Genomic DNA, 25,371 nt, shown 5'->3' on the forward strand with positions numbered 1-25,371 from the left:
CGGCCGACCCTTTCGGGTCGGCCGTGGGAAGAAGATCAAGGGGCCTGGATCAGGCGGCCTTGAGGGTCTCCTCGCCCTTCTGCCAGTTGCAGGGGCACAGCTCGTCGGTCTGCAGCGCGTCGAGCACGCGCAGGACCTCGGCCGGGTTGCGGCCGACCGACATGTCGTTGACCGAGACGAAGCGGATGATGTTCTCGGGGTCGACGATGAAGGTGGCGCGCAGGCACACTTCCTCGTTCTTCTCCAGGATGCCGAGGGCGCGGCTCAGATCCTTGCGGATGTCGGCCAGCATCGGGATCGGCAGGTCCTTCAGGTCGGCGTGGTTCTGGCGCCAGGCCAGGTGCACGAACTCGCTGTCGGTCGACACGCCGTAGGTCAGCGCGTCGCGGTCGGCGAAGTCGCCGGCCAGCTTGCCGAACGCCGCGATCTCGGTCGGGCAGACGAAGGTGAAGTCCTTCGGCCAGAAGAACACGATCTTCCACTTGCCCTTGCTGGCCGCGCGGTCGATCTGCGTGAAGGCGTCCTTCGGGCTGGTCGAGACGACGGCCTGGAGCGAGAAGTCCGGGAAGGTGTCGCCAATGGTGAGCATGGGCATGGGAAGCTCCGTGGGGTTCTTCGTGGGATTTTTTGTGCGGCGCAACAGGGTTGCTACCGCAGTGCAGCAAGGGAATAGCAAGCCTAAGTCCGACAATCAAATCGATTGTTCTGACAATTATGATAGGCTGAGCCTATGAACCAGCCGATCACCCTGAGGCAGCTCCGCTATGTCGTCGCCGTCGCCGACACGCGCCATTTCGGCCGGGCCGCCACGGCCTGCCATATCAGCCAGCCCTCGCTCAGCGCCCAGGTCCAGGCGCTGGAGGAGATGCTGGGCGGGCCGTTGTTCGAACGGTCGAAGCGCCGCATCATCCTGACCCCGCTGGGCGAGGCCATCGTCGCCAGGGCCCGGCGCATCCTGGCCGAGACCCAGGACCTGCTGCTGGCCGCGCGCGACCAGGCGGCGCCGCTGGCGGGGGATTTCCGGCTCGGCGTCATCCCGACGCTCGGCCCCTACCTGTTGCCGCGGCTGATGCAGGCGCTGCGCCGCACCTATCCCGACCTGCGGCTGTACCTGCGGGAGGACCTGACCGACCGGCTGGTCGAAAGGCTGCGCCGGGGCGAGCTGGAGGCGGCGCTGCTGGCCCTGCCGGCCGACGACCCCAAGCTGGAATCGCTGGCGGTGTTCGACGAGCCCTTCCTGCTGGCGGTGCCGACCGGCCACCGCCTGGCCCGGGCCAACCGGGTCACGCCCGGCGACCTCTCGGGCGAACATCTGCTGCTGCTCGAGGACGGACACTGCCTGCGCGACCAGGCGCTGGAGGTGTGCCGCAGCGCAGCACGAACCGAGACGGACACCTTCGGCGCCACCAGCCTGTCGACCCTGCGCGAGATGGTGGCCGGGCGGATCGGCATCACGCTGCTGCCGGCGCTGGCCTGCACTGCGCCGACCACGGCCGACGGCGACATCGCGGTCCGGCCGTTCGACGCGCCGGTGCCGTCGCGGCGGATCGGCCTGGTCTGGCGGCGCGGCGCCGCTCGGCGCGGCGAGATCGAGATGCTGGCCGAATTCCTGCGCCAGCACCTGCCGGAAGGGGCCGTGCCGATCGCGCGGGAGGATGCCCCGGATCTGTCCGAACTGGCGGTCGGCAAGGCGGCGGCCGGCTGAGGCCGCTGCCGTTCGCACCAGCCGTCAGTAATCCCACTCCATGGTCACGCCGAGGCCGCCGCCGCTCTGGCCGCCGGCCTCGGCCTGGGCCTTGATGTTGGGGGTGATGTCGAGGGTCACGGTGGCCTTGGTGTCGCCGGCATCGATGCCTTGCTCCACCCCGACGCGGACGCCCTTGGTCAAGTAGCGGCCGATGCCGACCGAGGACGCGCCGGCGGCATTGGTGTTGAAGTCGAGCTGGTCGAGGCCGAGCGACTTCTGGATGCCGCTGAGCAGGCCGGAGCCCGGCGTGCCCACGCCCGCCAGCTCCGCCGCCGCCTGGGCCAGCTGGATCGCCTGGGTCGGGCTCAGCTGGCCGGTGGCCTGGCCGAACAGCAACCGCGACAGCACCTCGTCCTGCGGCAGTTCGGGCGACGAGCTCAGAGTCAGCTCCGGCTTCGAGGCATAGCCGGCGACCTGGATGTGGGCGGTGACGTCGCCGGCCTTGGACGAGGCGAGGAAGTCCAGCCGCGGGTCCATCACGCCGCCGTCGAAGGTGATGCGGCCATGCTCGAAATCCAGCCGCTGGCCGAATTTCGCGATGTAGCCGCGCCTCATCTCGAAGTCACCCTGAATGTCGGGGGTCGAGGTGGTGCCGACGATGTGCAACTGGCCCTGCAACTCGGCATCGATGCCTTGGCCGCGGACATAGATCTGGTTCGGCGCGTCGACGGCGATGTCCAACGCGATCTGCGACGGCGGCCGCTGCGGCTGGTTTGAGGTGCGCTTCGGCGCCGGCCGGGCGGCCGGCGCGTTCGCCTTCAGCCGGGCGGCGATCTCCGGCGGCACATTGATCTGGCGCACCGGGATCGGCGTCACCGACACCGGGAAGCTGTCCGGGATCTGCAGGATGGCATTGCGGATCTTGATCGAGCCCTTCAGCAGGGCGTCGGCGGACAGGTCGCCGGACATCGTCAGATCGCTGTCGGCATGGACCGTGGCGAGGTCGCTGGAGACCAGCAGGGCATTGTTGGTCTGCAGCCGGATGTCGACCGGCAGGCTGCCGCGGGGGCCCAGCGTCACGCTGCCGCTGCCGCTGATGGTGCCGCCGCCCGGCGTCTTCGCCGCCAGGCTGGTCAGGCGGAAGCTGTCGCCGGCGCCGGTCACGGTGGCGTCGATGTTCTGCAGCCGCACACCGTATTGCGAGTTCTGGTAGATGCCGTTGCGCAGGGTGATGGTGCCGGAGGCCTGGGGTTTGTCGGCCGTGCCCTCGACCTTGACGTCGAGCGACAGCGGCCCGCCGATACGGTCGGCACCGGCGCCGAGGAGGTCGTTGAACATCCCCAGCTCGACCTGGCCCTTGGCCGAGGCCGAGATCGCGCCGCCGCCCAGCGGCACCGCGCCCTGCAGGTCCAGCCGCGCCTTTCCGGCGGTGACCCGGCTGGTGACGGTGACGCGCTGGCCGGCGATGGTGCCGTCGGCGGTGGCGTCCACCGGCGGCAGCCCGGCGGTGTCCAACCCGCCCATCCTGGCGCCGGTGACCTTCAGCGAGAACTTGCCTCCGGGATCCGCGGCGCTGCCGGTGATGGTGGCATCGCCGTTCAGCTGGCCCTGCAGGCCCAGGCCGGGGCTGGCGATCTCGGCCAGGCCGAGCGGCAGCCGGGCGATCCTGGCGCGCAGGTCCAGCGTGTCGCCGGCCTTGCCCGACAGGGTGACGCTGCCGCCGCCGCTGACCGCGAGGTCGATGGTGCCGAGGTCGACGCCGGCGGCGCCGGCCCGGATGGTGGCGGGCCTGGACAGCGTGACCGACTGACCGGCCTGGCGGACCGTCAGGCGCTTCAGGCCGACCACCGTCTCGGCCCCGCCCAGCCCGACATCGGCGGCCATGTCGGCGGTGCCGTATCCGGTGGCGGCCTGCAGCTGCAGCGCCAGCTGCTGCATGGTGCCGGCGACATTCAACTCGGCGCGGCTGATCGGGGTGCCGCCGGCATTGGCGCCGGTGATCACCAGCTTGCCGTCCTGGATGCGGCGCCCATCCGCCATCGGGTCGACCACCAGCCCGGTCAGCCGGGCTTCGTCGACCGTGGCGGTGGCGCCATAGGCGACGCGCCGGGCGGTCAGGTCGATCCTGGCGCCGCTGGCGGGGTCGAGCGCCAGGGTGGCGTCGACCTGGCCGCGCAGGGTCTGGCCGATGAAGGCGCCGACGACGCCAAGATCGGCGACGGCGAGCTTGATGGTGCCGCCGATCGGGCCGCCATTGGCCGCCATGGTGGCGTCGCCGTCCGCCTTGACGCCGGCGACATCCAGCGCCAGGCCCTTGATGTCGAAGCCGCCATCCGGCCGTTGGCCCAGCGTGGCGTTGCCGGTGGCCGGCTTGCCGTCGACCGTGCCGGCCAGCTTCAGCGTGCCGGCGGGGGCAGAGGGCAGGCCGGTGGCGTCGATGTCGGCAGTCAGGGTCTCGATGGTGTGCCCGGCGCTCTTCACCCCCTTGGCCACGACCTGGCCGCGGACGCCCAGCGCGCCGATGCTGCCGGACAGGATGGCGTCGACCGACACCGCGCCCTCGACCCCGGGCGACACCGCGGCGATCGAGCCGAGCGACGCCTTGATCGCGCCGGTGATCGCCTCGCCGTCCAGCGTGCCGGAGGCGGCGAGCGAGGCCTTGTCGCCGTCGATCTTGACATCGGAGATGGTGATCTTGCCCGCGGCGCTGCGCTCGATCCGACCGCTCAGCGTCGCCTGCTTGCCCAGCACGGCGGCGGTCGGCGTGGCCTCGGCATTGGGTTCGCCGATGGTGCCGGCCCACTCCATGCTGCCGGAGCCATCCGCCTGCAGCGCCGGCTTGACGGTCAGGTCGAGGGTGCCTGAGATCTGCTGGTCGACCAGCCCGGACACGCGGCCGAGATCAATGGCGCTCAGGTGCAGCGTGCCGGCGCCGGCGGGCGCCATCGCGTCGCCCTGGCCGCTGGCGGTCAGCACGGCGCCGTCGAGCCTGGTCTCCAGCCGGTCGATCACCACCTTGCCCGATTGCGTGGCACTGCCGGCCAGCTGCAGGTCGACGGTCCGGCCGGCGGCGGCCTCCAGCTGCGGGTCGCCCAGCACGATGCCGCCGACCGACCCGGTGGCGCTGAGCCCGATCGGCGCTTCGGGGTCGGACAGCTTGCCCTGCGGCGTCGCCGTCAGGTCGAAGGCGGCGGTCTGGGCGCCGTAGACGCCCTGGCGCAGGCCGGTGCCCTGGATCGCGGCGGTGGCCACTGGTGCATCCAGCGCACCTTTGGCGGTGCCGCTGACGGTCAGCGATTCCCAGCCGGTGCCGGGCGGCAGCAGGGCGGTGAAGCCGGCGGCGGCGCCGGCCTGGACGCGATAGGCCAGGTCGACCGTGTTGCCGACGGGATTGGCGCTGCCGTTGACCGAGACGCTGCCGGCCGCGGTGGCGGCGTCGAACTGCCTGATCGTGATCGGTCCGGCATCGGCAACCGTGGCCTCGGCCTTCAGCGTGGTCCTGCCCTGCAGCAGCGGGGCGATGCTGGCCGGCACCAGCCGGGCGGCATCGGCGTTGAGGTCCAGGGTCAGGCGGCGGCTGCCCTGGCCCGGCTCGATCCGGGCGGTGCCGTCGATGCCGCCGAGGTCGCCGGCGCGGCCGGTCAGGGTGGCACGCCAGTCGGACAGGGTGCCGGTGCCGTCGAGCTTGAGGTCGACCGGTGGCTGCCCCGGCAGCTGGGCCATGCTGGCGATGACGCCGCCCTGCGGCTCCTGTACCGACACCGCGACATCGAGCTGTTCGGTCGACGGGGTGAAGGCCAGCTTCGCCGTGACATCGCCGGCGGTGCCGTCGAGGCGGTGGACGGCGAAATTGGCCCGCAGCCCCTGCGACGGGCTGCCCAGCCTGGCGTCGCCGGCCACGCTCAGCTTCGCCGCCATCCCAGCCACGTCGGGGCCCAGCGCGATCTGGTCGATCCGCAGCCGGTCGAGGCGGATGTCGACCGGCAGCTGGGGCAGGGAGAAGCCGCCGGAGCTGGGCTCGGATTCGGTGGTGCCGCCGGCGGGCAGCCGGTCGACGGTGATGGTGCCAGCCTCCACCGCATCGATCTGCAGCACGCGGCCGAACAGCGCCGTCGGGCTCCAGGCCAGCCGGGCATGGTCGACGGTGACCAGCGGGCCCGCGGGGTCGGACACGGCGACGTCGCGCACCGTCATGTCGAAGGGCACCAGCCCCTCGATCGCGCCGATCGACACCTGCATCTCGGGCGTGCTGGCCAGCCCGCCGGCCTGGTCGGCGATGAGGCGCTTGCCGGGGCCGGTCTGGGCCAGGCCGAAGCCGATCAGCAGCAGCGTGATCGGCAGGCCGATCACCACCGCGAGGACGATGAGGAGGATCCGGATCGCGCGCATCAGAAGGCCTGCCCGATGCTGATGTAGAGCTGGAAGGCGTCGTCGTCCTTGCGCTTGTTCAGCGGCACCGCGATGTCCGCCCGGATCGGCCCGATGCCGGTGTAGTAGCGGGCGCCGATGCCGGCCGCGTATTGCAGGTCGCTGCCGAAGTCGGGGACGCTCTTCTCATAGACGCCGCCGGCGTCGAAGAACGGCACGATGCCGATGCTGTCGGTGATCTTGTAGCGCAGCTCGAGGCTGCCGATCAGGGAACTCAGGCCGCCGGTCGGGTTGTGGTCCTTATCCTGCGGGCCGATGCTCTGGTACTTGTAGCCGCGCACGCTGCCGCCGCCGCCGGCATAGAGCCGCTTGTCGGGCGGCACGTCGGCGATGTCGGGGCCGGCGATGCTGCTGATGCCGAGCTGCCCGGCGATGATGATGCTGCCATCATCCGACAGGTCGAGATAGGTCGACGCCAGCGCCTTGGCCACCACCATGTCGACCGAGGATCCGAGGAAGGTCGGGTAGGGGGTCAGCGACAGCTGCGCCCGGTAACCCTTGGATGGGTTCAGCAGGTTGTCGGTGGTGTCGATCTTGGCGCCGAGCGGGATGCCGACGAAGGTGTAGTCCCAGGTGCCCTCGTCGTTCTCGACATGGCCCTTCTCGAAGCTAAGGCCGGCCAGCAGGTCGATCTGCTTGGTGTAGTGGTAGGTCGCGATGCCCTGCACCAGGCCGCGCGTGCTGGTGTAGGCATCCAGCACCTCGTGTACCGCCTCGGCCTTGGCATCCAGCGTGGTCTTGCGGTCCAGGAAGCCCGGCACCGTCAGGGTGACGCCGAACTTGTAGTTCGGTTCGGTCCCGCTGCCCTGGCCGCCGCCCACCCCGCTGAGTTCACCGTCGACCCGCAACTGCTCGGCCCCGCCCCACAGGTTGCGATGGCCCCAATAGGCGTTGATGCCGGCGCCGTAATTGGTCTCGTATTTGGCACCGAAGCCGAAGAAGCGCAGCGGCCGCTCCTGCACCGTGATCGCCACCGGCACATTGCCCTGGGGGTCCAGCGCCGTCGCGGTGGTGACCCGCACATTGCTGAACACCCCAAGGTCGGCCAGGTCCTTGCGCAGGTCCTGGATCTGGGACGGGGAATAGACCTGGCCGGGCACGAAGGGCACCCGGCTCAGGATGAAGCTCTCGTCGACCGTCTTCTCGCCCTCGACCGACACCGCGCCGAATCCGGCCTTGGGGCCGGGATCCAGCACCTCGGTCAGGTCCATGGTGTTGTTACTATGGTCGACCACGGCGTCGCGCGACGGCACCTTGGCCAGCGGATAGCCCTGGTTGTTCATCTGGGACACCATCGCACCCTCGGCGCTGAGGATGGTGCCCGACAGCGCCGGCTGGCCCGGGTCGAGACCCAGCGGCGTGCGGTCGATCACCAGCGGCAGCTGGTCCGACCCCTTGGTGTCGGTCAGGCGGACGGTCTTGAACTTGTAGCCGGGGCCGAGGTCGATCTTGATCGAGACCTTGACCGGGTCCTTGCTCTGCCGCGCCGTGAGCTGGTCGATCAGCCCGGGATCGTTCAACGGCTTGCCGTCGATGGTGATGCCGACCGTGGCGCCGTAATAGGACAGGGCGCCCAGCGCGCCGTACAGCCGGTCCTGGTCCGCCAGCGCCCGGCGGATCAGCCCGACCGGGCCGGCGGGTGGGCTGGACTGCAGCGTGATCAGGTTCGAGGCGCCGGTCAGCGCCGCGGTCGCGCTGTCGTCGGACACCGGCTCCAGCGTGGCGACATAGGCAATGGCGTCCGGCAGCGGAGTCGCCGCAGCGGCCGCGTCGGCCGCGGGCTCGGCCGGATCGCTCTGCGCCAGGACCGCCGCAGGGGGCACCAGGGCGGCGAGGACGCCGAGCCATGTCAATCCGTGCCATCTCAGTCGCAAGCCCATCCCCCCTAGCCCGACGCCCCGCGGCATCGTCCACGGTCCGCGCTTCGGTTGCCACCCCTATCGCAACACCTGGAATAAGGGTTTCGTTGCCGCAAATTTTCCTTCGACTTGTCAATGTGTTGCTGGAGTCGGCTTGCACTTGCCGCAGATCTCCCTATATTCCGCGTCGACGGCGGTTGGGGCGTTCGCAAGGCGCCCTGTCCGCCGTCCTTCGTTTTGCCCGCACCTTGCGCTCGCCTCGGACCGACCATGGAAATCCGGAACATCGCCATCATCGCCCATGTCGATCATGGCAAGACGACCCTGATCGACGTCCTGTTGCGCCAGTCGGGGGCCTTCCGCGACAATCAGGTCGTGGCCGAACGAATCATGGATTCGAACGACCTCGAACGGGAACGCGGCATCACCATCCTGGCCAAGTGCACGTCGCTGGTGTGGAAGGACGTCCGCATCAACATCGTCGACACGCCGGGCCACGCCGATTTCGGCGGCGAGGTCGAGCGCATCCTGAACATGGTCGACGGCGTGGTCGTGCTGGTGGATGCGGCCGAAGGGCCGCTGCCGCAGACCAAGTTCGTCACCGGCAAGGCGCTGAAGCTGGGCCTGCGGCCGATCGTGCTGGTCAACAAATGCGACCGGCCGGACGCCCGCGCCCACCAGGTGCATGACGAGGTGTTCGACCTGTTCGCGGCGCTCGACGCCAATGACGACCAGCTCGACTTCCCGACGCTGTTCTCCTCGGCCAAGCAGGGCTGGGCGGCGGAGAGCCTTGAGGCCGAGCGGACCGACATGTCGCCGCTGTTCGACCTGGTGCTGAGCCACGTGCCGGCGCCGAAGATCGAGGAGGACCAGTCCTTCCGCATGCTGGCCACCACGGTCGAGGCCAACCCCTATCTCGGCCGGGTGCTGACCGGCCGCATCCGCTCCGGCTCTGTCCGCCCGAACATGACGGTCAAGGCGCTGTCGCGCGACGGCACGACGATCGAGACCGGCCGCATCAGCCGGGTGCTGGCCTTCCGCGGCATCGAGCGCCAGCCGATCGACAGCGGCGAGGCCGGCGACATCGTCGCCATCGCCGGGCTGGTGACCGCGACCGTCGCCGACACCATCTGCGACCTGAACGTGACCGAGGCCTTCGCGGCCCAGCCGATCGACCCGCCGACCATCGCCATGACCTTCTCGGTCAATGACAGCCCGCTGGCCGGCACCGAGGGCGACAAGGTCACCAGCCGCGTCATCCGCGCCCGCCTGCTGCGCGAGGCCGAGGGCAATGTCGCGCTGAAGATCACCGAGACCGCCGAGAAGGACGCCTTCGAGGTCGCCGGCCGCGGCGAGCTGCAGCTGGGCATCCTGATCGAGACCATGCGCCGCGAGGGCTTCGAGCTGTCGATCAGCCGGCCGCGCGTGGTCTACCAGTCCGACGAGTCGGGCAACCAGCTCGAGCCGATCGAAGAGGTCACGATCGACGTCGACGAGGAGCATTCCGGCGTCGTCGTGCAGAAGCTGTCCGAGCGCAAGGGCGAGCTGCTGGAGATGCGGCCCTCGGGCGGCGACAAGCAGCGCCTGGTCATGCTGGTGCCGACCCGTGGCCTGATCGGCTACCAGGGCGAGTTCATGACCGACACGCGCGGCACCGGCGTGATGAACCGGATCTTCCACGACTACGCCCCGCACAAGGGCGCCATCGCCTCGCGCCACACCGGCGTCTTGATCTCCAACGCCCAGGGCGAGGCCGTGGCCTACGCGCTGTGGAACCTGGAGGATCGCGGCCCGATGCTGATCGAGCCGCAGGTCCGGGTCTACCAGGGCATGATCATCGGCGAGCACACCCGCGGCAACGACCTCGAGGTCAATGTGCTGAAGGGCAAGCAGCTGACCAACATCCGCACCACCAGCAAGGATGAGGCGGTGCGCCTGACGCCGCCGATCCAGATGACGCTGGAGCGGGCGCTGACCTACATCAACGACGACGAGCTGGTCGAGGTCACGCCGAAGACGGTGCGCCTGCGCAAGCGCCTCCTCGACCCGAACGAGCGCAAGCGCCTCGACCGCCAGAACAAGGCCGCGGTCTGAGGCGACTCAGGACGCGGTCAGGTCGTCAGGCCTGACGCTCCGGGCGCTGCCGGCAGCACCCGGGGAGGCACCGGCGGCAATGCCGTGCCCGGACGCTCCGTCGCGATGATCGTGGCGTGGACCGCCTGGACCACGAGCTTCTGAAGAAAGTCCCAATCCTCGGGCGCGTTGTTGCCGGTCAGGCTGAAGGCCGTCACCGCTAGCGTGTAGCGGCCGATCACCGTCTGGCCGGAGACGGAGCGTGTCGTCACGGTCATGGCGGGGGGAAGCCCGCGCGAGGTCATCTCGAATCCGTCGTAGACGGCATCCTGATCCGACCCGAGGTAGCGGAGGTCGCTGACGGTCGTGCTCTTCTTCAAGGCATCCGGGATCTGGTCCCGCAGTCCTGGAACCACCCGCTGATTCAACAGGTCGGTGAGCTTCGGATTCGCCATGATTGCGAGATAGACCTGCCGGTCGCCGGCAGAAGTCATCAGCCTGGTCTCAAAGACGAGCCGAACCTTATGCCAGGGCTTGGCGGAGCCTGGCTCCGGCCCGATCTCGGCGCAGGGACGGAAGGTCGCCAGGATCTGCGAGCCCGGCTGGGCGACTTGGCCGATCGTTCTATAGACCCTCGGCGCCAAAGGATCCGATTCATCCGACAGGCAATAGCCGGCAGGCGCGATCGCCTGGAAGGGCGGCGTGCCCGGTTGCGGGACAAGCGGTTTCGGCGGCTGCGAGACGCAGGCCGACAGCAACACCAACAGGGCGCCTAGCCCAGCCCATCGCGTCATGAAGTCCCCCCTCGTTGCGGGAACTCTAGCGCGACCGGCCTCGTGCCGCGAACCGGATTTCGCCGGGGCCGGGCCTTTGCGCCGAAGCCCTGGATGTGTGCGGAGCGACCCCGGTTACTCCATGTCCTCCAGCTCGCGCCCGCGGGTCTCGCGCACCGCGCGGGCGACGAAGATGAAGGACAGCACGGCCATCAGGGCATAGATGCCGTAGGCGATGCCCAGCCCGGCGGAGGCCAGGGACGGGAAGGTCTCCGAGACGAAGAAATTGGCCACCCATTGCGCCGCCGCGGCCACGGCCAGGGCATAGGCCCGGATGCGGTTGCTGAACATCTCGCCCAGCAGCACCCAGACGACGGGCCCCCAGCTGACCCCGAAGAACACGACGTAGAGGTTGGCGGCGACCACCGCGACGACGCCGGCCTGGCCGGGCAGCACCGGGACCAGGGCGCCATTGACCATCTCGGTGGGGGCGGTGCCGAAGATATAGGCCATCGTCCCCAGCGCCAGGGTCATGCCGGCGGACCCGATCAGCAGCAGCGGCTTGCGCCCGACGCGGTCGATCAGTGCGATGGCCACCAGGGTCGTCAGGATGTTGGTGACCGAGGTGGCGACGGTGATGATCAGCGAGTCGGCCTCGGTGAAGCCGACCGCCTGCCACAGCACCGAGGAGTAGTAGAAGATCACGTTGATGCCGACGAACTGCTGGAACACCGACAGCAGGATGCCGGTCCACACGATCGGCAGCAGGCCGGCCGCAGGGCCCAGCAGATCGCGCAGCGACTGCTTGTTCTCCCGGTCGATGCTGTGCTCGATCTCGGCGATCTTGACCTGGGGCGGCGGCTTGTTGCCGACGAAGCGCCGCAGCACGTCCGCCGCCTCGGCCAGGCGCTTCTTGCTGACCAGGAAGCGCGGCGATTCCGGGATGATCCCGGCCAGCACCCCGTAGATGACCGACGGCACCGCCATCGAAATGAACATCCAGCGCCAGGCCTCGAGCCCGAACCACAGGATCTTCTCGGCGCCGCCGGCCGCCGCGACCAGGGCATAGTCGCACAGCAGGGCGACGAAGATGCCGACGACGATGGCCAGCTGCTGCAGCGAGCCGAGCCGGCCGCGGATATGGGCCGGCGAGACCTCGGCGATATAGGCCGGGGCGATGACGCTGGCGGCGCCGACCGCCAGCCCGCCGAGGAACCGCAGCGCCGTCAGCGACCAGATGCTCCAGGCCAGGCCGGACCCGACCGAGCCGATCAGGAAGATGACCGCCGCGATCTGCATCACCGCGATCCGGCCGTAGCGGTCCGCGACCGGTCCGGCGAACCAGGCGCCGACCGCCGAGCCGAGCAGGGCGCTGGCCACGGAGAAGCCGAGCAGCACCTCGCCGGCCCCGGACCAGGTGCGGATGGCCGCGACGGCGCCGTTGATGACCGAGGTGTCGTAGCCGAACAGGAACCCGCCCATCGCCGCCGACAGCGCGATCAGGAAGGTCTTGCCGATGACGAAATCATCGCCGCTGGAAGAGGTTGCAGCGCTGCCCCTGGGCGCGTTGCCTGCCGTCGACATGTCCGACCTCCGTCATATCCATGAGGACGTTGAACCTGTCGGCGGCCTATTCCTATCCGCGAAATCGGGACGTCTGCATGGCGGGTTCGGCATGGAACCGTGGGGCGGTGCTGTGGCGGCCAGCGATCCCGGCGTGGCGTCAGCTCGGCAGCGGATCCAATCGCCAGCTGCCGCCCTGGCGGGCCAGGCGCGGCTGCAGCCAGGCCAGGGCCTCGCGCAGCGGCTCCTCCACCCCCCAGGGCAGGTTGGCCAGGATCAGGCCGGACCCGTTCAGCCGGGCCGGGAACAGGCTGTCGAACAGGGTCAGCTCGGCGGTCCAGGCGCGGGGCAGGGGCGGCAGCGCCGCCAGCATGGCGTCGACCGGCGGCCGGTCCTTGATCGGGTACCAGGCGGCGATGATGCCCTCCGGCCAGCGCCGATGGGCCGCGCCGATGGCCTGCGCCATGCGCAGCTGCTCGCCCTGGACCTCGAAGGGCGGGTCGATCAGCAGCAGCCCGCGCCGGGGCTGCGGCGGCAGCAGCCCGCGCAGCGCCTCCCAGGCGTCGCGGTGATGGATCGCAACCTGGCTGTCGCCGCGGAACTCGGCCTGCAGCCGGGCGTGGTCCTCGGGATGCAGCTCGACCAGCGCCAGCCGGTCCTCCGGCCGCATCAGGGCCCGGATCAGCCGCGGCGATCCCGGATAGATCTCCAGCCTGCCGGACGGGTTGAAGCCGCGGACCAGGTCGAGATAGCGGGCGACCACGGGCGGGGCGTCGGTCGCACTGTCGATCCGGCCGATCCCGTCGATGTATTCGCCGGTCCTCGCCGCCTCGGCCGCCAGCGCGTAGCGGCCGATCCCGGCATGCAGGTCGAGTGCGAAGAACGGCTTGGCCTTGCCGCGCAGCGCCTCGACCAGCGCGACCAGCACCACATGCTTGACGACATCGGCCTGGTTGCCGGCATGGAAGGCGTGGCGGTAGTTCATGACGCCCGCAGCACCGCGACCCAGCCGGGCAGCGGCGTCCCGTTCTCGCGCCGGGCCCAGGCGCCTTCGACCTCAACCACGGCGAAGCCGGCCGCCGCTGCGGTCGCCGCGAGATAGCCGGAGGAATGGAGGTAGCGGTGATGGTCGCCCAGGCGCCAGCCATCCGCGTCATGCGCCTCGGCGGTCAGGGCGAACAGGCCGTCCGGTCGCAGCACGTCGCGGGCGGCGGCGAAGAGGGGGCCGAGATCGCCGATATAGACCGCGACGTCGGCGGCCAGCACCAGGTCGTAGCGCTCCGGCCAGTCCGCCAGCACGGCCGCGATCTCGCCCGGCTCCAGCCGGTCGTAGATCCCGCGCGCCATCGCCTGCAGGATCATGGCGGGCGACAGGTCGATGCCGTCCAGCCGGCGGCGGCGGTCGGCGAAGGCGGCGCCGGCCAGGCCGGTCCCGCAGCCGAGGTCGAGGATGTCCAGCCACCCCTCCGACATCACCCGGTCGACGGCACGGCGCAGCAGTTCCGGCCCGCGATAGCCCAAGGCGTCGACCAGCGCGGTGTCGAAGCGCCGGGCATACTGGTCGAACAGGGTGCGGACATGCGCCTCGGGCAGCTGCGCCGGGGCCGGCGCGGCGCCGATCAGCGCCAGCCGCACCGCGGCGCCCATGCGGTCGTCCGGATCCAGTTGCAGGGCTGTGCGGTAAGCCGCCTCAGCGGGCTCGCCCGCCGCTTCCAGCGCCTGGCCGAGCGCGTGCCAGGTCTCGGCGTCGGCGGGGTCGATCTCGATGGCGGCGCGGATGGCTTCGGCGGCCTCGGCCGGCTGCCCGTCCGCCAGCAAGGCGAGGCCGATCTCCAGGCGCCGGCGCGCCCGTGGATCCGGAAGGACGAGGGGAAGGGTCATGGGGCGCAGGATCCGAAGCGTCGCGGCGGTGCCGTGATCGCGCCGGGCTTATAGTCGATACGACCCCGGATCGTCGATAGGTGTGCTCAGGCCCCGACCGGATAGATGAAGCCGTCGGCCTCGTAGACTCCGCCATAGGCGTTGGTGTCGGGGTTCCAGAACCGCACCGCGGTCCAGTCGTTGCCGGAGGAGACGTCGACCACCGACTGCTCGCGGTAGATCCGCCGCCGGGTCGGGCCGTTGTTGCCCCAGTTGGTGTGCGACACCGTGATCTCGCGCGAGTTGCGCACCGTGACCACCACCGAGATGTGGCCGCTGCTCAGCCGGTCGGACTGACCGAGCACCAGCACGGCGCCGGAGCTCGGCGTGCTGCCCTTGGCGTAGACGCCGTCGGCATGGTCCCACCAGGTCCAGGCATCGCCGCTGAGCTGGATGCCGGAGACCGAGCGGGCATAGGGCACGCATTCCTCGGGCGCATTGGCGGTGACGTAGCGGGCGACGCCGGTGCTGGCGGGGTTGCGCACGATGTCGGGCCCGCCGCCGCAAGCGGCCAGGACCAGGGCGATCGACAGCACCCAGATGCGTCGTGGCATCGCTTGCTCTCAACCAATTAGTCAGAAAAGCCCCTCAATGCACTGGAAGATAGGGTGTTTTGGGATGCCAATCAAGTCTGAGTTGAGGCGATGCAACCCTCGCGAGTAGGAAAGGTGCCGGATTCTCAGATTGATTGGGAACATCATCTCTGTCTCGCCGTCAAGCTCCGGGATCAGCCACCTTTCGAGCCAACAAGCCGACGCTCAAGGACCCCGACAAGATCTATCCCGGCCAGGTGCTGCGGGTGCCGCCGCTGTCTTAGGAGCGTCGGCCTGACCTGATCGCATTGGCTTGAATTCCGGGCCGGGCAGCACCGCGTGACGCTGCGCCGCGCCGGCCCGCTTTCCCGTGTCGCGACGCCTGCGCTTGCTGTATCAGCAGTCGCGGAGCGTTGGGATGCGGGAGGTCGCAGGCGTGGCCAATGTGCTGTTCATCACCGCCGACCAGTGGCGCGGCGACACACTGTCGGCGGTGGGGCACCCGTGCATCCGCACCCCGGCGCTCGACGCGCTGGCGGCCGATGCCACGCTATTCCGGCGCCACTACACCAACGCCTATCCCTGCGGCCCGTCGCGCGCCACGCTGCTGACCGGCCTGTACCCCCACACCCATCGCAGCGTCCGCAACGGCATGCCGCTCGATGCCCGCCACGGCAACCTGGCACAGGAGGTCCGGCGCGGCGGGTGGGAACCGCTGCTGTTCGGCTACACCGACACCTCGCTGGACCCGCGCGGCCGTCCGCCTGGCGACCCGGCGCGCGACACCTATGAAAGCGTGGCGCCCGGCTTCACCCCGGTGATGAACCTGTCGGAGCTCAGCCGTGGCTGGATTGCCGACCTCCTGGCCAAGGGCTACGACATCGCCGAGCCGGGGCAGGGGCGCGAGCCGCTCTACGATCCCGACCCGGCCGGCGAGACCGCGCCTGGCGGCTTCGGCCCGACCCGGATCCGGGCCGAGGACAGCGAGACCGCCTTCCTCACCGACCAGGTGCTGCGGCACCTCGCGGTGCGGCAGGGCCAGCCCTGGTTCGTGCATCTGACCTATGTCTGCCCTCATCCGCCCTTCGCCGCGCCGGCGCCCTGGCACATGGCCTATGATCCGGCAGCGGTGCCGGCGCCGCTGCGCGGTCCCTCGGCGGCGGCGGAGGGCGAGCAGCATCCGCTGCTGGCCGGGCTGCACCGGGCGGTGCCGCTGTCCAAGTTCCTGAACCATGCCGAAGGCCCGGCCTCCGCCCTCGACGCGGCCGGGGTGGCGGCGGTCCGCGCCGCCTATTACGGCCTGGCCTCGGAGGTCGACCACCATCTCGGCCGGGTCTTCGACTTCCTGCGGCAGAGCGGCCAGTGGGACGACACGCTGATCGTCTTCACCTCCGACCATGGCGAACAGCTCGGCGACCACCACCTGTTCGGCAAGCTCGGCTATTTCGACCAGTCGGCGCACATCCCCCTGATCGTGCGCGACCCCCGCGCCGCCGCCGATGCCGGGCGCGGCCGGCAGGTCGACGGCTTCACCGAATCGGTCGACATCCTGCCGACCATCCTCGGCTGGCTGGGCCTGCCCGTGCCGCGGCAGTGCGACGGCCGGGCGCTGCTGCCGTTCTGCCACGGCGAGACGCCGGGGGATTGGCGCGACGCGGCGCATTGGTTCTATGATTTCGGCAATGTGCGCGAGCGGATCGAGAGCGAGCACGGCCGGCTGCAGGGCAACGAATGCGGTGTCCAGGTGATCCGCGACGCCAGGCGCAAATATGTGCACTGCACCGGCCTGCCGCCGCTGTTCTTCGACCTGGAGCGCGACCCCGGCGAGTTCGAGGACCGCAGCCGCGACCCGGCCTATGCCGGCGAGGTGCTGGCCTATGCCCAGAAACTGCTGTCCTGGCGCATGCGGCACGAGGACCGGACGCTGAGCCACATCACCCTCGAAGGCGGCTATTTCGAAGAGGAGCCGTCATGAACACGGCCGGTATCCAGGGCATCCTGTTCGACAAGGACGGCACGCTGATCGACTATGCCTCGACTTGGACGCCGCTGAACCGCGAGGCGGCGCTGTTCGCCGCGGCCGGCGATCCGGAGCTGGCGCGGCGGCTGCTGGCGGTCGGCGGCGCCGACCCTGATACCGGTGTGGTCCGCGCCGACACGCTGTTCGCCGCCGGCGCCACTCCGGAGATCGCGGCCGCGTGGATCGCCGCCGGCAGCCCCTATGATCTCGACCTGCTGGTGCCGGAGATGGACCGCATCTTCCAGGGCGCCACCTCGACCGCGATCGTGCCGACCGTGGCCGATCCGGCCGGGCTGTTCCGGCGGCTGCGCGACCGCGGCCTCAAGCTCGGCGTGGCCTCCAGCGACGGCGAGGTGGCGATCCGCAACACCCTGGCGATGTTCGGGCTGGACGACCTCGTCGACTTCGTCGCCGGCTACGACAGCGGCCACGGCCACAAGCCGAACCCGGGCATGGTCTATGGCTTCTGCGACGCCACCGGCCTGCCGCCCGGCGCCGTCGCCATGGTCGGCGACAACCGGCACGACATGGCGATGGGGCGCGCGGCCGGGGTCGGCCTGTGCGTCGGAGTGCTGACCGGCACCGGCACCATCGAGACCCTGGCCGGCCTGGCCGATCTCAGCCTGCCCGACATCGGTGGGCTCGAGGCGCTGCTCGAGCGGGGCGGGCGTCCACTACAGGCCTGATGGCGCCGGTCGGATTTTCGATTAAAGTCCCGCAAAATCGAGTCGGCCGAGGAGGGTAACGTGCCCGGTTTTCCGATCGTCGACAGCCATGTGCACATCTATGACCCCGCAGCGATGCCGTATCCCTGGATGGACGGGGTGCCGGTCCTGAAGTCGCCGCACCTGCCGGCCGACTACGACCGGCAGCGCGACGGGGTGGCGATCGACCGCTATGTCTTCGTCGAGGTCGCCATCGCCACCGCCCAGAGGGTGGAGGAGGCGCGCTGGGTCGGCGCGCTGGAAGACCCCCGCCTGGGCGCCATCGTCGCCTCGGCCGCGGTCGAGGACGGCCAGGCGGTGCGCACCGAGCTCGACGCGCTGCAGGCCGCCACCCCGAAGCTGCGCGGCATCCGCCGGCTGATCCAGGGCGAGGCGGTGGATTTCTGCATCCGCCCGGGCTTCGTCGAAGGCGTGCGGCTTCTGTCGGAATACGACCTGTCCTTCGACCTGTGCATCTTCCACCCGCAATTCGACAGCGCGCTGGAACTGGTGCGGCGCTGCCCGGAGATCCGCTTCGTCCTCGACCATATCGGCAAGCCGGGGATCAAGGACGGGATCGACCAGCCGTGGCGCGACCAGATGCGCGCCCTGGCGGCACTGCGGAATGTCTGGTGCAAGGTCTCGGGCGTGGTCACCGAAGCCGATCATGGGGGCTGGACCCGGGCCCAGATCGAGCCGTACATATGTCATACGATTGACTGCTTCGGCTTCGACCGCACCATGTTCGGCAGCGACTGGCCCGTCTGTGAGTTGGCCTCCAGCTATCGCCGCTGGGTCGACACGTTGGACGCCATCCTCTCGGACGCGTCGGAGGCGCAGCTGCGGCAGCTCTATCGCGACACCGCCACCGCCTTCTACCGGCTCGGCTGAGCCCAAGACGCTTGAGAGAGGACCGCCCGTCCATGGACCCGATCGCGACCCGTCCGCTCGGCAAGAGCGGCGTACCCGTCACCCAGCTCGGCTTCGGCGGGGCGCCGCTCGGCGACTTCTACCAGAAGCTGCCGGACGGGCAGGCGACCCAGACCATGGCCCGGGCGCTGGAGCTCGGCGTCACCCTGGTCGACACCTCGCCGCTTTACGGCTTCGGCCTGTCCGAGCACCGCTTCGGCCAGGTGCTGCGGCAGCGGCCGCGCGACAGCTATGTGCTGTCGACCAAGGTCGGCCGGGTGTTCGAGCCGCCGAAGCGCGGCGCGGCGGTGGACCATGGCGGCTGGGCCGGCGGGCTCGAGTTCAATCCGGTGTACGACTACAGCTACGACGGCGCCATGCGCGCCTTCGAGCAGAGCCTGATGCGCCTTGGCATCCCCCATGTCGACATCCTGCTGATCCACGACGTCGACATCTGGACCCACGGCTCTCGCGACGCCTATGAGCAGCGGCTGAAGGAGGCCCTGGCCGGCGCCTACAAGGCGCTGCTCAGGCTGCGCGAGGAGGGCGTGGTCAAGGCGATCGGCGTCGGCGTCAACGAGGTCGAATCCTGCATGCGCTTCGCCGAGGGCGGCGACTTCGACTGCTTCCTGCTGGCCGGGCGCTACACCCTGCTGGAGCAGACCGCGCTCGACGAGTTCCTGCCGCTGTGCCAGCGCCGCGACATCGGCATCATGCTGGGCGGGCCGTACAATTCCGGCATCCTGGCCACCGGCGCCGTGCCGGGCGCCAAGTACAACTACGCCGACGCGCCGAAGGAGATCCTGGAGCGCGTGGCCCGGATCGAGGCAGTGTGCAAGCGCCATGGCGTGGCCCTGCCGGCGGCGGCGATCCAGTTCCCGCTGGCGCATCCGGTGGTGGCGTCGATGATCCCGGGCGCGGTGAAGCCGGAGGAGGTCGAGCGCAACCACGCGCTGATCGCCACCCCGATCCCGGCCGAGTTCTGGGTCGAGCTGAAGCGCGAAGGCCTAGTCCGCGAGGACGCTCCGGTGCCGGGCTGAGACGGGCCGAACCCCCGCGGCTCAGACCAGGTTGGTGATGGGGTCGGCGCCCAGCAGCGCCCGCCCGTAGATCTCGCTGTTGATCTCCGGGTTGACCATGGCGTGGCGGCTGGCGACCTCGGAATCGCGCCAGATCCGCTGCAACGGGCAGGTTTCGGCAAAGGCCGAGGCGCCATGGGCCGAGCACAGGATGCGGATGGCCTCGCGCGCGGTCTCGGCGATATAGCCGGTCTCCATCCGGATCCGCGCGCGTTCGACAAGGCTCAGCGTCCGGCCGGCCCGGGCCGCCGCGTCGATGTCGGCGGCGGCGCGGTCGGCATGCAGATGCGCCGTCTCGATCAGCATGGCCGCCCTGGCGATGGCCAGTTGCACCGTGGGGGCCGCCGCCTGGGTGTCGTAGCTGGTGTAGGCGATGCCGCGCCGGCCGGCCTTCTCCATCACGAATTCGAGGGCGCTGGTGGCGAGGCCGAGCTGCGGCCCGATCAGGATCAGGGCCGCGACGGGCACGAAGGCGGTGCGGTACAGCGCCTCGCTTTTGTGCGGCGTCGGGTGGTCGCCGGCGAGCAGGCGGGACAGGGGCAGGATGCGGTGGTCGGGCACCGTCACGTCCCGGGCCACCAGCGTGTTGCTGCCGGTGCCCTTCATCCCGGCCACGAACCAGGTGTCCTCGATGCCCAGCTCCGGCATCGGGATCAGGGCGAGGCCGCGATCGACGACCGTGCCGGCCGCATCGACGATCGGCACGCCGACCAGGCCCCAATCCGCGTGCTGGCAGCCGCTGGACCAGGGCCATCGGCCGCTGACCACCAGCCCGCCATCGACCCGGCGGCTCTGCGCCTCGCCGGCGAGGGCGCCGGCCACGCGGGCATCGGGATTCTCCGCCCACACATCCTGCTGCAGCCGATCGGTGCCGATCCCCGTGATCCAGGCGCAGGCATTGATCAGCGACAGCACCCAAGCGGTCGACCCGCAGCCCATCGCCAGCTCGCGGGCCACCGCGATCGAGGTGCGGATGTCGGTCTCCGATCCGCCGAAGCGCCGGGGCACCATGATCCGGAACAGGCCGGCGTCCTGGATGGCGCGGATGCTGTCGTCCGGGACCCGCCGGTCGGCCTCGGTGCGGGTCGCGTTGCGCGTGAGCAGCGGCACCAGCGCCCGGGCGCGGTCCACGAGGTCGGCCCGCAGCGTCCCGGCTGTCGGTGAGGCGGGCGCGCCGCCGTCACCCCCGCCGCGGCTGCCGAATGACAGGCCGGTGATGTGTTCGAAAGCCTCGCGCATGGCGCTTCCCAGTCCGCGTTTGTGGGCGCCCATCGCGCGGTCCGGCTGGTCGCGACCGTCGTGCCGGAGCCGGCGAGGTGCCCGTGGCAATGGCGGAACGCTAAGGCCACGGCATTGCAGCCCGATTGCGGTTGCGCGGGGGTCGGGCTACGGACGCAATTCAGGAGGGCTCAGAGCAGGCCCAGGCTCTTGAAGCTGGAATGGCCCTTGCGGCCGATGATGACGTGGTCGTGCAGGGTCACGCCGACCGCCTCGACCGCCCGCGCCACCGCCTTGGTCATCTCGATGTCCGCGCGCGACGGTGTCGGGTCGCCGGAGGGATGGTTGTGGACCAGAATCAACGCGCTGGCGCCCAGCTCCAGCGCCCGGCGGGCCACCTCGCGCGGATAGATCGGCGCCTGGTCGACCGTGCCCTGGGCCGGGATCTCGTCGGCCAGCAAGGCGTTCTTGCGGTCCAGGAACAAGAGCCGCACCTGCTCGGTGGCGCCGAACTTCATGGCGACGCCGAGATAATCCAGCAGCGACTGCCACGATCCGATCACCGGACGGTCGGCCACCTGCTCCTTCAGCATGCGCTCGGCCGCCGCCTGCACCACCTTGAGCAGGGCGACGCTGCCGTCGCCCAGGCCCCCGCGCTGGGTCAGCTGGGTCGGGGTGGCGGACAGCACCGCGCCCAGGCTGCCGAAGGTGGCGATCAGCTGCTTGGCCAGCGGCTTGACGTCGCGCCGCGGGATGGCGGCGAACAGCAGCAGCTCGATGATCTCGTAATCGGCCAGCGCCGGGGCGCCGGCGGTCAGCAGGCGCTGCCGCAGCCGGTCGCGATGACCGCTGTGGTGGGGCTCACCACCGGAGGACGGGACGGTGTCCGTCGCATCCGGCGGCGCGGTCACGGCAGCAGTCCGATCATCAGGCGGGGCCCATCACGAGACCGGCCCGATCACGGGATGAGGTAGGGCGGCTGGGTCAGGCCGGCGGGGGACAGGGTGAAGATCTCCACCCCATCGGCCGTCACGCCGACCGTGTGCTCGAACTGGGCCGACAGGCTGCGGTCGCGGGTCACCGCGGTCCAGCCGTCCGACAGGATCTTCACCGCCCAGTGGCCGGCGTTGATCATCGGCTCGATGGTGAACATCATGCCTTCGCGCAGGGCCAGCCCGTCGCCGCGGCGGCCGTAATGCAGGATGCTGGGCGGGGCGTGGAACACCTTGCCGACGCCATGACCGCAGAAGTCGCGCACCACCGAGAAGCGGTGGCCCTCGGCATAGGCCTGGATGGCGTGGCCGATGTCGCCCAGCGTGGCGCCAGGCTTGACCACGGCGATGCCGCGCATCATCGCCTCATAGGTCACCTCGATCAGCCGCTTGGCCTTCACCGTGACCTTGTCGCCCGCAATGTACATGCGGCTGGAATCACCGTACCAGCCGTCCAGGATCGGGGTGACGTCGATGTTCAGGACGTCGCCGTTCTCCAGCTTCCGGTCGCCCGGGATGCCGTGGCAGACGACATGGTTCAGCGAAATGCAGCTCGATTTGGGATAGCCGCGATAGCCCAGCGTCGCCGGCACCGCGCCATGGTCGCGCATGAAGCCGTCGCACAGCTTGTCGAGCTCGTCGGTGGTGATGCCCGGCTGCACATGCGGGGTGATGAAGTCGAGGGTCTCTGCGGCCAATCGGCCGGCACGGCGCATCGCCGCGAAGCCGGCCTCGCCGTGCAGGGGGATGTGGCCTTCCTCGCGGGTCTGGGGTTCCACCTCGGTCACGCTTTCTATCCTGTCTCGCATCGCCTCTAGGCTATAGCATCGCTGTCGGCCGGTCGTCATCCGACCCGATATGGGGCGGAGCGACCGGAATCCGATGGGCAGGACCGCATGACCGATACGCGCATCGTCACCGCCGCCGTTCTGGTGATCGGCGATGAGATTCTCTCCGGCCGCACCAAGGACGCCAACATGGGGTTCCTGGCGGAACGGCTGACCGAACTGGGCATCCGCCTGCGCGAGGCGCGGGTGGTGCCGGATGTCCCCGACGAGATCGTGGCCGCGGTCAACGCGCTGCGCAGCCGCTACGACTACGTCTTCACCACCGGCGGCATCGGCCCGACCCATGACGACATCACCGCCGAATGCATCGCCCGCGCCTTCGGCGTGCCGCTGCTGCGCCACCCCGAGGCGGTGCGGCGGCTGGAGGCGCATTACGAGGCTGGCCAGTTGAACGAGGCCCGGCTGCGCATGACCAATGTGCCGGAGGGCGGCACGCTGATCGACAACCCGGTCAGCGCCGCGCCCGGCTTCCGCATCGGCAACGTCCATGTCATGGCCGGGGTGCCACGGATCATGCAGGCGATGTTCGACGGCATCGCCCCCACTTTGACCGGCGGCGACCGGGTGCTCAGCCGCACCGTGACCTGCGACCTCGGCGAAGGGGTGATCGCGGCCGGCCTCGGCGCCATTGCCGCCGAGTACCCGGACCTGTCGATCGGCAGCTACCCGTATTTCCGGGCCGGCAAGTTCGGCACCAGCCTGGTGCTGCGCGGCACCGACGCCGACCGGCTGTCGGTGGCGACCGAGGCTGTGCGCGCCCTGGTGGTCTCGCTCGGCGGCACCGCCGGCCTGGATGTGGCGAAGACCGAATAGGCCAGCCCGATCAGCAGCGCGATGCCGAGCCAAGCGGCGGCATAGGCCAGGCCATGACCGCCCCATCCGCGCCGGAACGCGGCCGGGGCCACCAGGATGATGGCGGCGGCCAGCCAGGCGAGTCGGATCCAGTCGAGGTCGTGCATCTCTCCGAGATGAGAGATCGGCGGGCCGGTTGCAAGGCGCATTGCGCTTGCGCGCCGCCCGGTCTCAGGCGATAGACGGAACCCGTGCGGACGTGGTGAAACCGGTAGACACAGCAGACTTAAAATCTGCATCCCTCGGGAGTGCGGGTTCGAGTCCCGCCGTCCGCACCAATTTTCCCCCAACCGTGCCACGGCCCTTGGCGGCCCAGTTGGCCTATCGGTCGAACGCGACCCCTTCTTCGAGGCCGGCCGGCCGCTGGGCCGTTACACCAACGAAGCGCAGCGGCTCGGGATCACCCGTGTGCGGATGTCCGCTTACGGGGAGGCGGGCGGAATGCCTCCTGATCGCTCCTCTCACCCGCCCTGGCCGGCGCATGCCTACGGGTACGCGCGCAGGAGTTCGCCCAGCATCCGCGTGGCGTCCTGCAACCTGCGCTCGTCCGAACCGCCGAAGCCGAGCAGCAGCCCGCAGCGGGGCACCGTGCTCGCGTAGCAGGTGGACAGCGCGGTTGCCGTCAGGCCGCGATCGCCCATGCGCCGAACGAGATCGGTGTCATCGAATCCATCAGGCAGCAGCACCGCGACATGCAGCCCGGCGTCGGCATTGTGGACGACCAGGCGGTCGCCGCAATGCCGCGCCAGACCGTCGAGCAGCGCCGCGCGCCGCGCCTGGTACACGCCACGCATGCGGCGCAGATGCCGCACGAAATGCCCGCCGTCCAGGAACTCGGCGAGCGCCGACTGGTAGAGCGTGGGCGGGAACAGATCGAAGGCCAGGCGCGCCCGCAAGACATCCTGCAGCAGCGGCGGCGGCACCACGAGATAACCGACCCGCAATGCGGGAAACATCACCTTGCTGAAGGTGCCGACATAGATCACCCGTCCATGCGCATCCATGCCCTGCAGCGCGCCGAGCGGCCGGCTGACGTAGCGGTACTCGCTGTCGTAGTCGTCCTCCAGCACCCAGGCGCCTTGGCGCCGCGCCCAGTCCAGCAGCGTCAGCCGCCGCGCTGCGGTCATCGACATGCCGAGCGGATATTGATGCGAGGGCGTGACATAGGCGGCGCGCGCCCCGCCGGCGCGCCGCAGCGCGTCCACGTCGATGCCGCCCTCGTCGACCGGGATCGGCAGCAGCCGCGCCCCGCCGGCCGCCAGCGCGGCGCGGGCGCCGGGATAGCCCGGCTCCTCCACCGCCACGGCGTCGCCGGGGGCAAGGATCGCCGCGGCGGCGATGCGCAGCGCCGCCTGCGAGCCGGAGACGATCAGGACCTGCTCGGCGCTGCAGCGGACCCCGCGGGCGGCGCGCAGATGGTCGGCGATCGCCGCGCGCAACGCCGGCAGCCCCGCCGGATCGCCATAGGCCATGTGCGCCGGCGGCAGCCGCTGCGCATGCCGCGCCACCAGCCGCGCCCAGGCGACATGCGGAAACCGGTCCAGCGCTGGCAGGCTGGTGCGGAACGGACCAAGCCCGCCATAGTCGCTTTCCGGCGGGACCCGGGGCGCCGGCCGCGCCCCATCCGGCACCGGCTTCGATTGCAGCAGCTCGTCGGGCAGCGCCTGGCTGACATAGGTGCCGGACCCCGCCCGCCCCTCGAGATAGCATTCGTGCAGAAGCTGCTCATAGGCGGCCAGCACCGGCAGGCGCGACACGGCCAGGTCGAGGGCCAAGGCGCGCGTGGACGGGATGCGCTGGCCCGGCCGCAACGCGCCGGCAAGGATCGCCCCGCGGATGCCGTCATAGATCTGCCGGTGCAGCGGCAGGCCGCCCGACCGGTCGAGGGGCAGGTGCAGAGTGGTCATGGCATT

Annotated in this window: 19 protein-coding genes and 1 tRNA gene; 8 read left to right on the top strand and 12 right to left on the bottom strand. The window is 70.3% G+C overall.

Features of this window, described 5'->3' with window-relative positions; genetic code table 11:
- Positions 1-49: 49 nt before the first annotated feature.
- Entirely contained in the window at positions 50-595 is a 546-nt protein-coding gene (locus E9232_RS02025) for a peroxiredoxin (RefSeq protein WP_445351977.1), read from the bottom strand.
- 135 nt (positions 596-730) lie between these two features.
- Between E9232_RS02025 and E9232_RS02030 the strand changes: the two genes are divergently transcribed.
- On the top strand, positions 731-1,705 hold the full coding sequence (locus E9232_RS02030) for a LysR substrate-binding domain-containing protein (protein ID WP_309791827.1): 975 nt from the start codon (positions 731-733) through the stop codon (positions 1,703-1,705).
- A 24-nt stretch (positions 1,706-1,729) separates the two neighbouring features.
- Here the strand turns inward: E9232_RS02030 and E9232_RS02035 are convergent, their stop codons facing one another.
- Together E9232_RS02035 and E9232_RS02040 are read right to left on the bottom strand one after the other, a co-directional pair.
- Positions 1,730-6,076: a translocation/assembly module TamB domain-containing protein gene (locus E9232_RS02035; RefSeq protein ID WP_309791828.1), complete on the bottom strand. Its 4,347-nt coding sequence runs from the start codon at positions 6,074-6,076 to the stop codon at positions 1,730-1,732.
- Positions 6,076-7,968, bottom strand: coding sequence for an autotransporter assembly complex protein TamA (locus E9232_RS02040; protein WP_309791829.1), 1,893 nt, complete (start codon positions 7,966-7,968; stop codon positions 6,076-6,078). The genes E9232_RS02035 and E9232_RS02040 overlap by 1 nt, the downstream gene beginning before the upstream one ends.
- Positions 7,969-8,244: 276 nt before the next feature.
- Between E9232_RS02040 and typA the strand changes: the two genes are divergently transcribed.
- Positions 8,245-10,068 carry a translational GTPase TypA gene (gene typA / locus E9232_RS02045; RefSeq protein ID WP_309791830.1) on the top strand — a complete coding sequence of 608 codons (1,824 nt, stop codon included), beginning with the start codon at positions 8,245-8,247 and terminating at the stop codon, positions 10,066-10,068.
- 17 nt (positions 10,069-10,085) lie between these two features.
- Here typA and E9232_RS02050 read toward each other — a convergent pair whose 3' ends face one another.
- The 5 genes from E9232_RS02050 to E9232_RS02070 all read right to left on the bottom strand — a co-directional run bounded on the left by E9232_RS02050 (position 10,086) and on the right by E9232_RS02070 (position 14,857).
- Positions 10,086-10,841, bottom strand: coding sequence for a hypothetical protein (locus E9232_RS02050; RefSeq protein ID WP_309791831.1), 756 nt, complete (start codon positions 10,839-10,841; stop codon positions 10,086-10,088).
- Positions 10,842-10,955: 114 nt separating this feature from the next.
- Entirely contained in the window at positions 10,956-12,404 is a 1,449-nt protein-coding gene (locus E9232_RS02055) for a sugar porter family MFS transporter (RefSeq protein WP_309791832.1), read from the bottom strand.
- A 139-nt stretch (positions 12,405-12,543) separates the two neighbouring features.
- Positions 12,544-13,368 (bottom strand): 23S rRNA (adenine(2030)-N(6))-methyltransferase RlmJ, encoded by an 825-nt coding sequence (locus tag E9232_RS02060; protein ID WP_309791833.1) that lies wholly within the window; start codon positions 13,366-13,368, stop codon positions 12,544-12,546.
- Positions 13,365-14,264 carry a class I SAM-dependent DNA methyltransferase gene (locus E9232_RS02065; protein WP_309791834.1) on the bottom strand — a complete coding sequence of 300 codons (900 nt, stop codon included), beginning with the start codon at positions 14,262-14,264 and terminating at the stop codon, positions 13,365-13,367. Before E9232_RS02065 ends, E9232_RS02060 begins: the two co-directional genes overlap by 4 nt.
- Positions 14,265-14,350: 86 nt before the next feature.
- Positions 14,351-14,857, bottom strand: a complete 507-nt coding sequence (locus tag E9232_RS02070; protein WP_309791835.1) for a CHAP domain-containing protein — start codon at positions 14,855-14,857, stop codon at positions 14,351-14,353.
- A 397-nt stretch (positions 14,858-15,254) separates the two neighbouring features.
- Here E9232_RS02070 and E9232_RS02080 point away from each other — a divergent pair, with 397 nt between their 5' ends.
- Genes E9232_RS02080 through E9232_RS02095 form a run of 4 tightly spaced genes read left to right on the top strand, consistent with a single transcriptional unit; the run spans position 15,255 to position 19,509 of the window.
- Positions 15,255-16,811 (top strand): alkaline phosphatase family protein, encoded by a 1,557-nt coding sequence (locus tag E9232_RS02080; protein WP_309791838.1) that lies wholly within the window; start codon positions 15,255-15,257, stop codon positions 16,809-16,811.
- The gene (locus tag E9232_RS02085) at positions 16,808-17,542 is read left to right on the top strand and encodes an HAD family hydrolase (protein WP_309791839.1); all 735 of its coding nucleotides are present in this window, start codon (positions 16,808-16,810) and stop codon (positions 17,540-17,542) included. Before E9232_RS02080 ends, E9232_RS02085 begins: the two co-directional genes overlap by 4 nt.
- A 60-nt stretch (positions 17,543-17,602) precedes the next feature.
- Complete coding sequence (locus E9232_RS02090; RefSeq protein WP_309791840.1) at positions 17,603-18,451, top strand: amidohydrolase family protein; 849 nt, start codon at positions 17,603-17,605, stop codon at positions 18,449-18,451.
- Between the two features lie 32 nt (positions 18,452-18,483).
- Complete coding sequence (locus E9232_RS02095) at positions 18,484-19,509, top strand: aldo/keto reductase (RefSeq protein WP_309791841.1); 1,026 nt, start codon at positions 18,484-18,486, stop codon at positions 19,507-19,509.
- A 21-nt stretch (positions 19,510-19,530) separates the two neighbouring features.
- On the opposite strand, the gene E9232_RS02100 is transcribed toward E9232_RS02095, so the two are convergent.
- From E9232_RS02100 to map, 3 genes are all read right to left on the bottom strand, one after another.
- Positions 19,531-20,787 (bottom strand): acyl-CoA dehydrogenase family protein, encoded by a 1,257-nt coding sequence (locus tag E9232_RS02100; RefSeq protein WP_309791842.1) that lies wholly within the window; start codon positions 20,785-20,787, stop codon positions 19,531-19,533.
- Positions 20,788-20,957: 170 nt separating this feature from the next.
- Complete coding sequence (gene radC, locus E9232_RS02105) at positions 20,958-21,677, bottom strand: RadC family protein (RefSeq protein WP_309791843.1); 720 nt, start codon at positions 21,675-21,677, stop codon at positions 20,958-20,960.
- Positions 21,678-21,724: 47 nt separating this feature from the next.
- A complete protein-coding gene (gene map / locus E9232_RS02110; protein WP_309792243.1) occupies positions 21,725-22,537 on the bottom strand; it encodes a type I methionyl aminopeptidase in 813 nt (270 codons plus the stop codon).
- Between the two features lie 117 nt (positions 22,538-22,654).
- On the opposite strand from map, the gene E9232_RS02115 reads away from it, so the two are divergent.
- Complete coding sequence (locus tag E9232_RS02115) at positions 22,655-23,419, top strand: competence/damage-inducible protein A (RefSeq protein ID WP_309791844.1); 765 nt, start codon at positions 22,655-22,657, stop codon at positions 23,417-23,419.
- A gap of 232 nt (positions 23,420-23,651) precedes the next feature.
- Positions 23,652-23,736: transfer RNA gene (locus tag E9232_RS02120), tRNA-Leu, on the top strand.
- Between the two features lie 207 nt (positions 23,737-23,943).
- Here E9232_RS02120 and pdxR read toward each other — a convergent pair.
- Entirely contained in the window at positions 23,944-25,365 is a 1,422-nt protein-coding gene (gene pdxR, locus E9232_RS02125; protein ID WP_309791846.1) for a MocR-like pyridoxine biosynthesis transcription factor PdxR, read from the bottom strand.
- Positions 25,366-25,371: the final 6 nt, after the last annotated feature.

It is taken from the genome of Inquilinus ginsengisoli, assembly GCF_031453975.1.
Lineage (GTDB): Bacteria > Pseudomonadota > Alphaproteobacteria > DSM-16000 > Inquilinaceae > Inquilinus > Inquilinus ginsengisoli_A.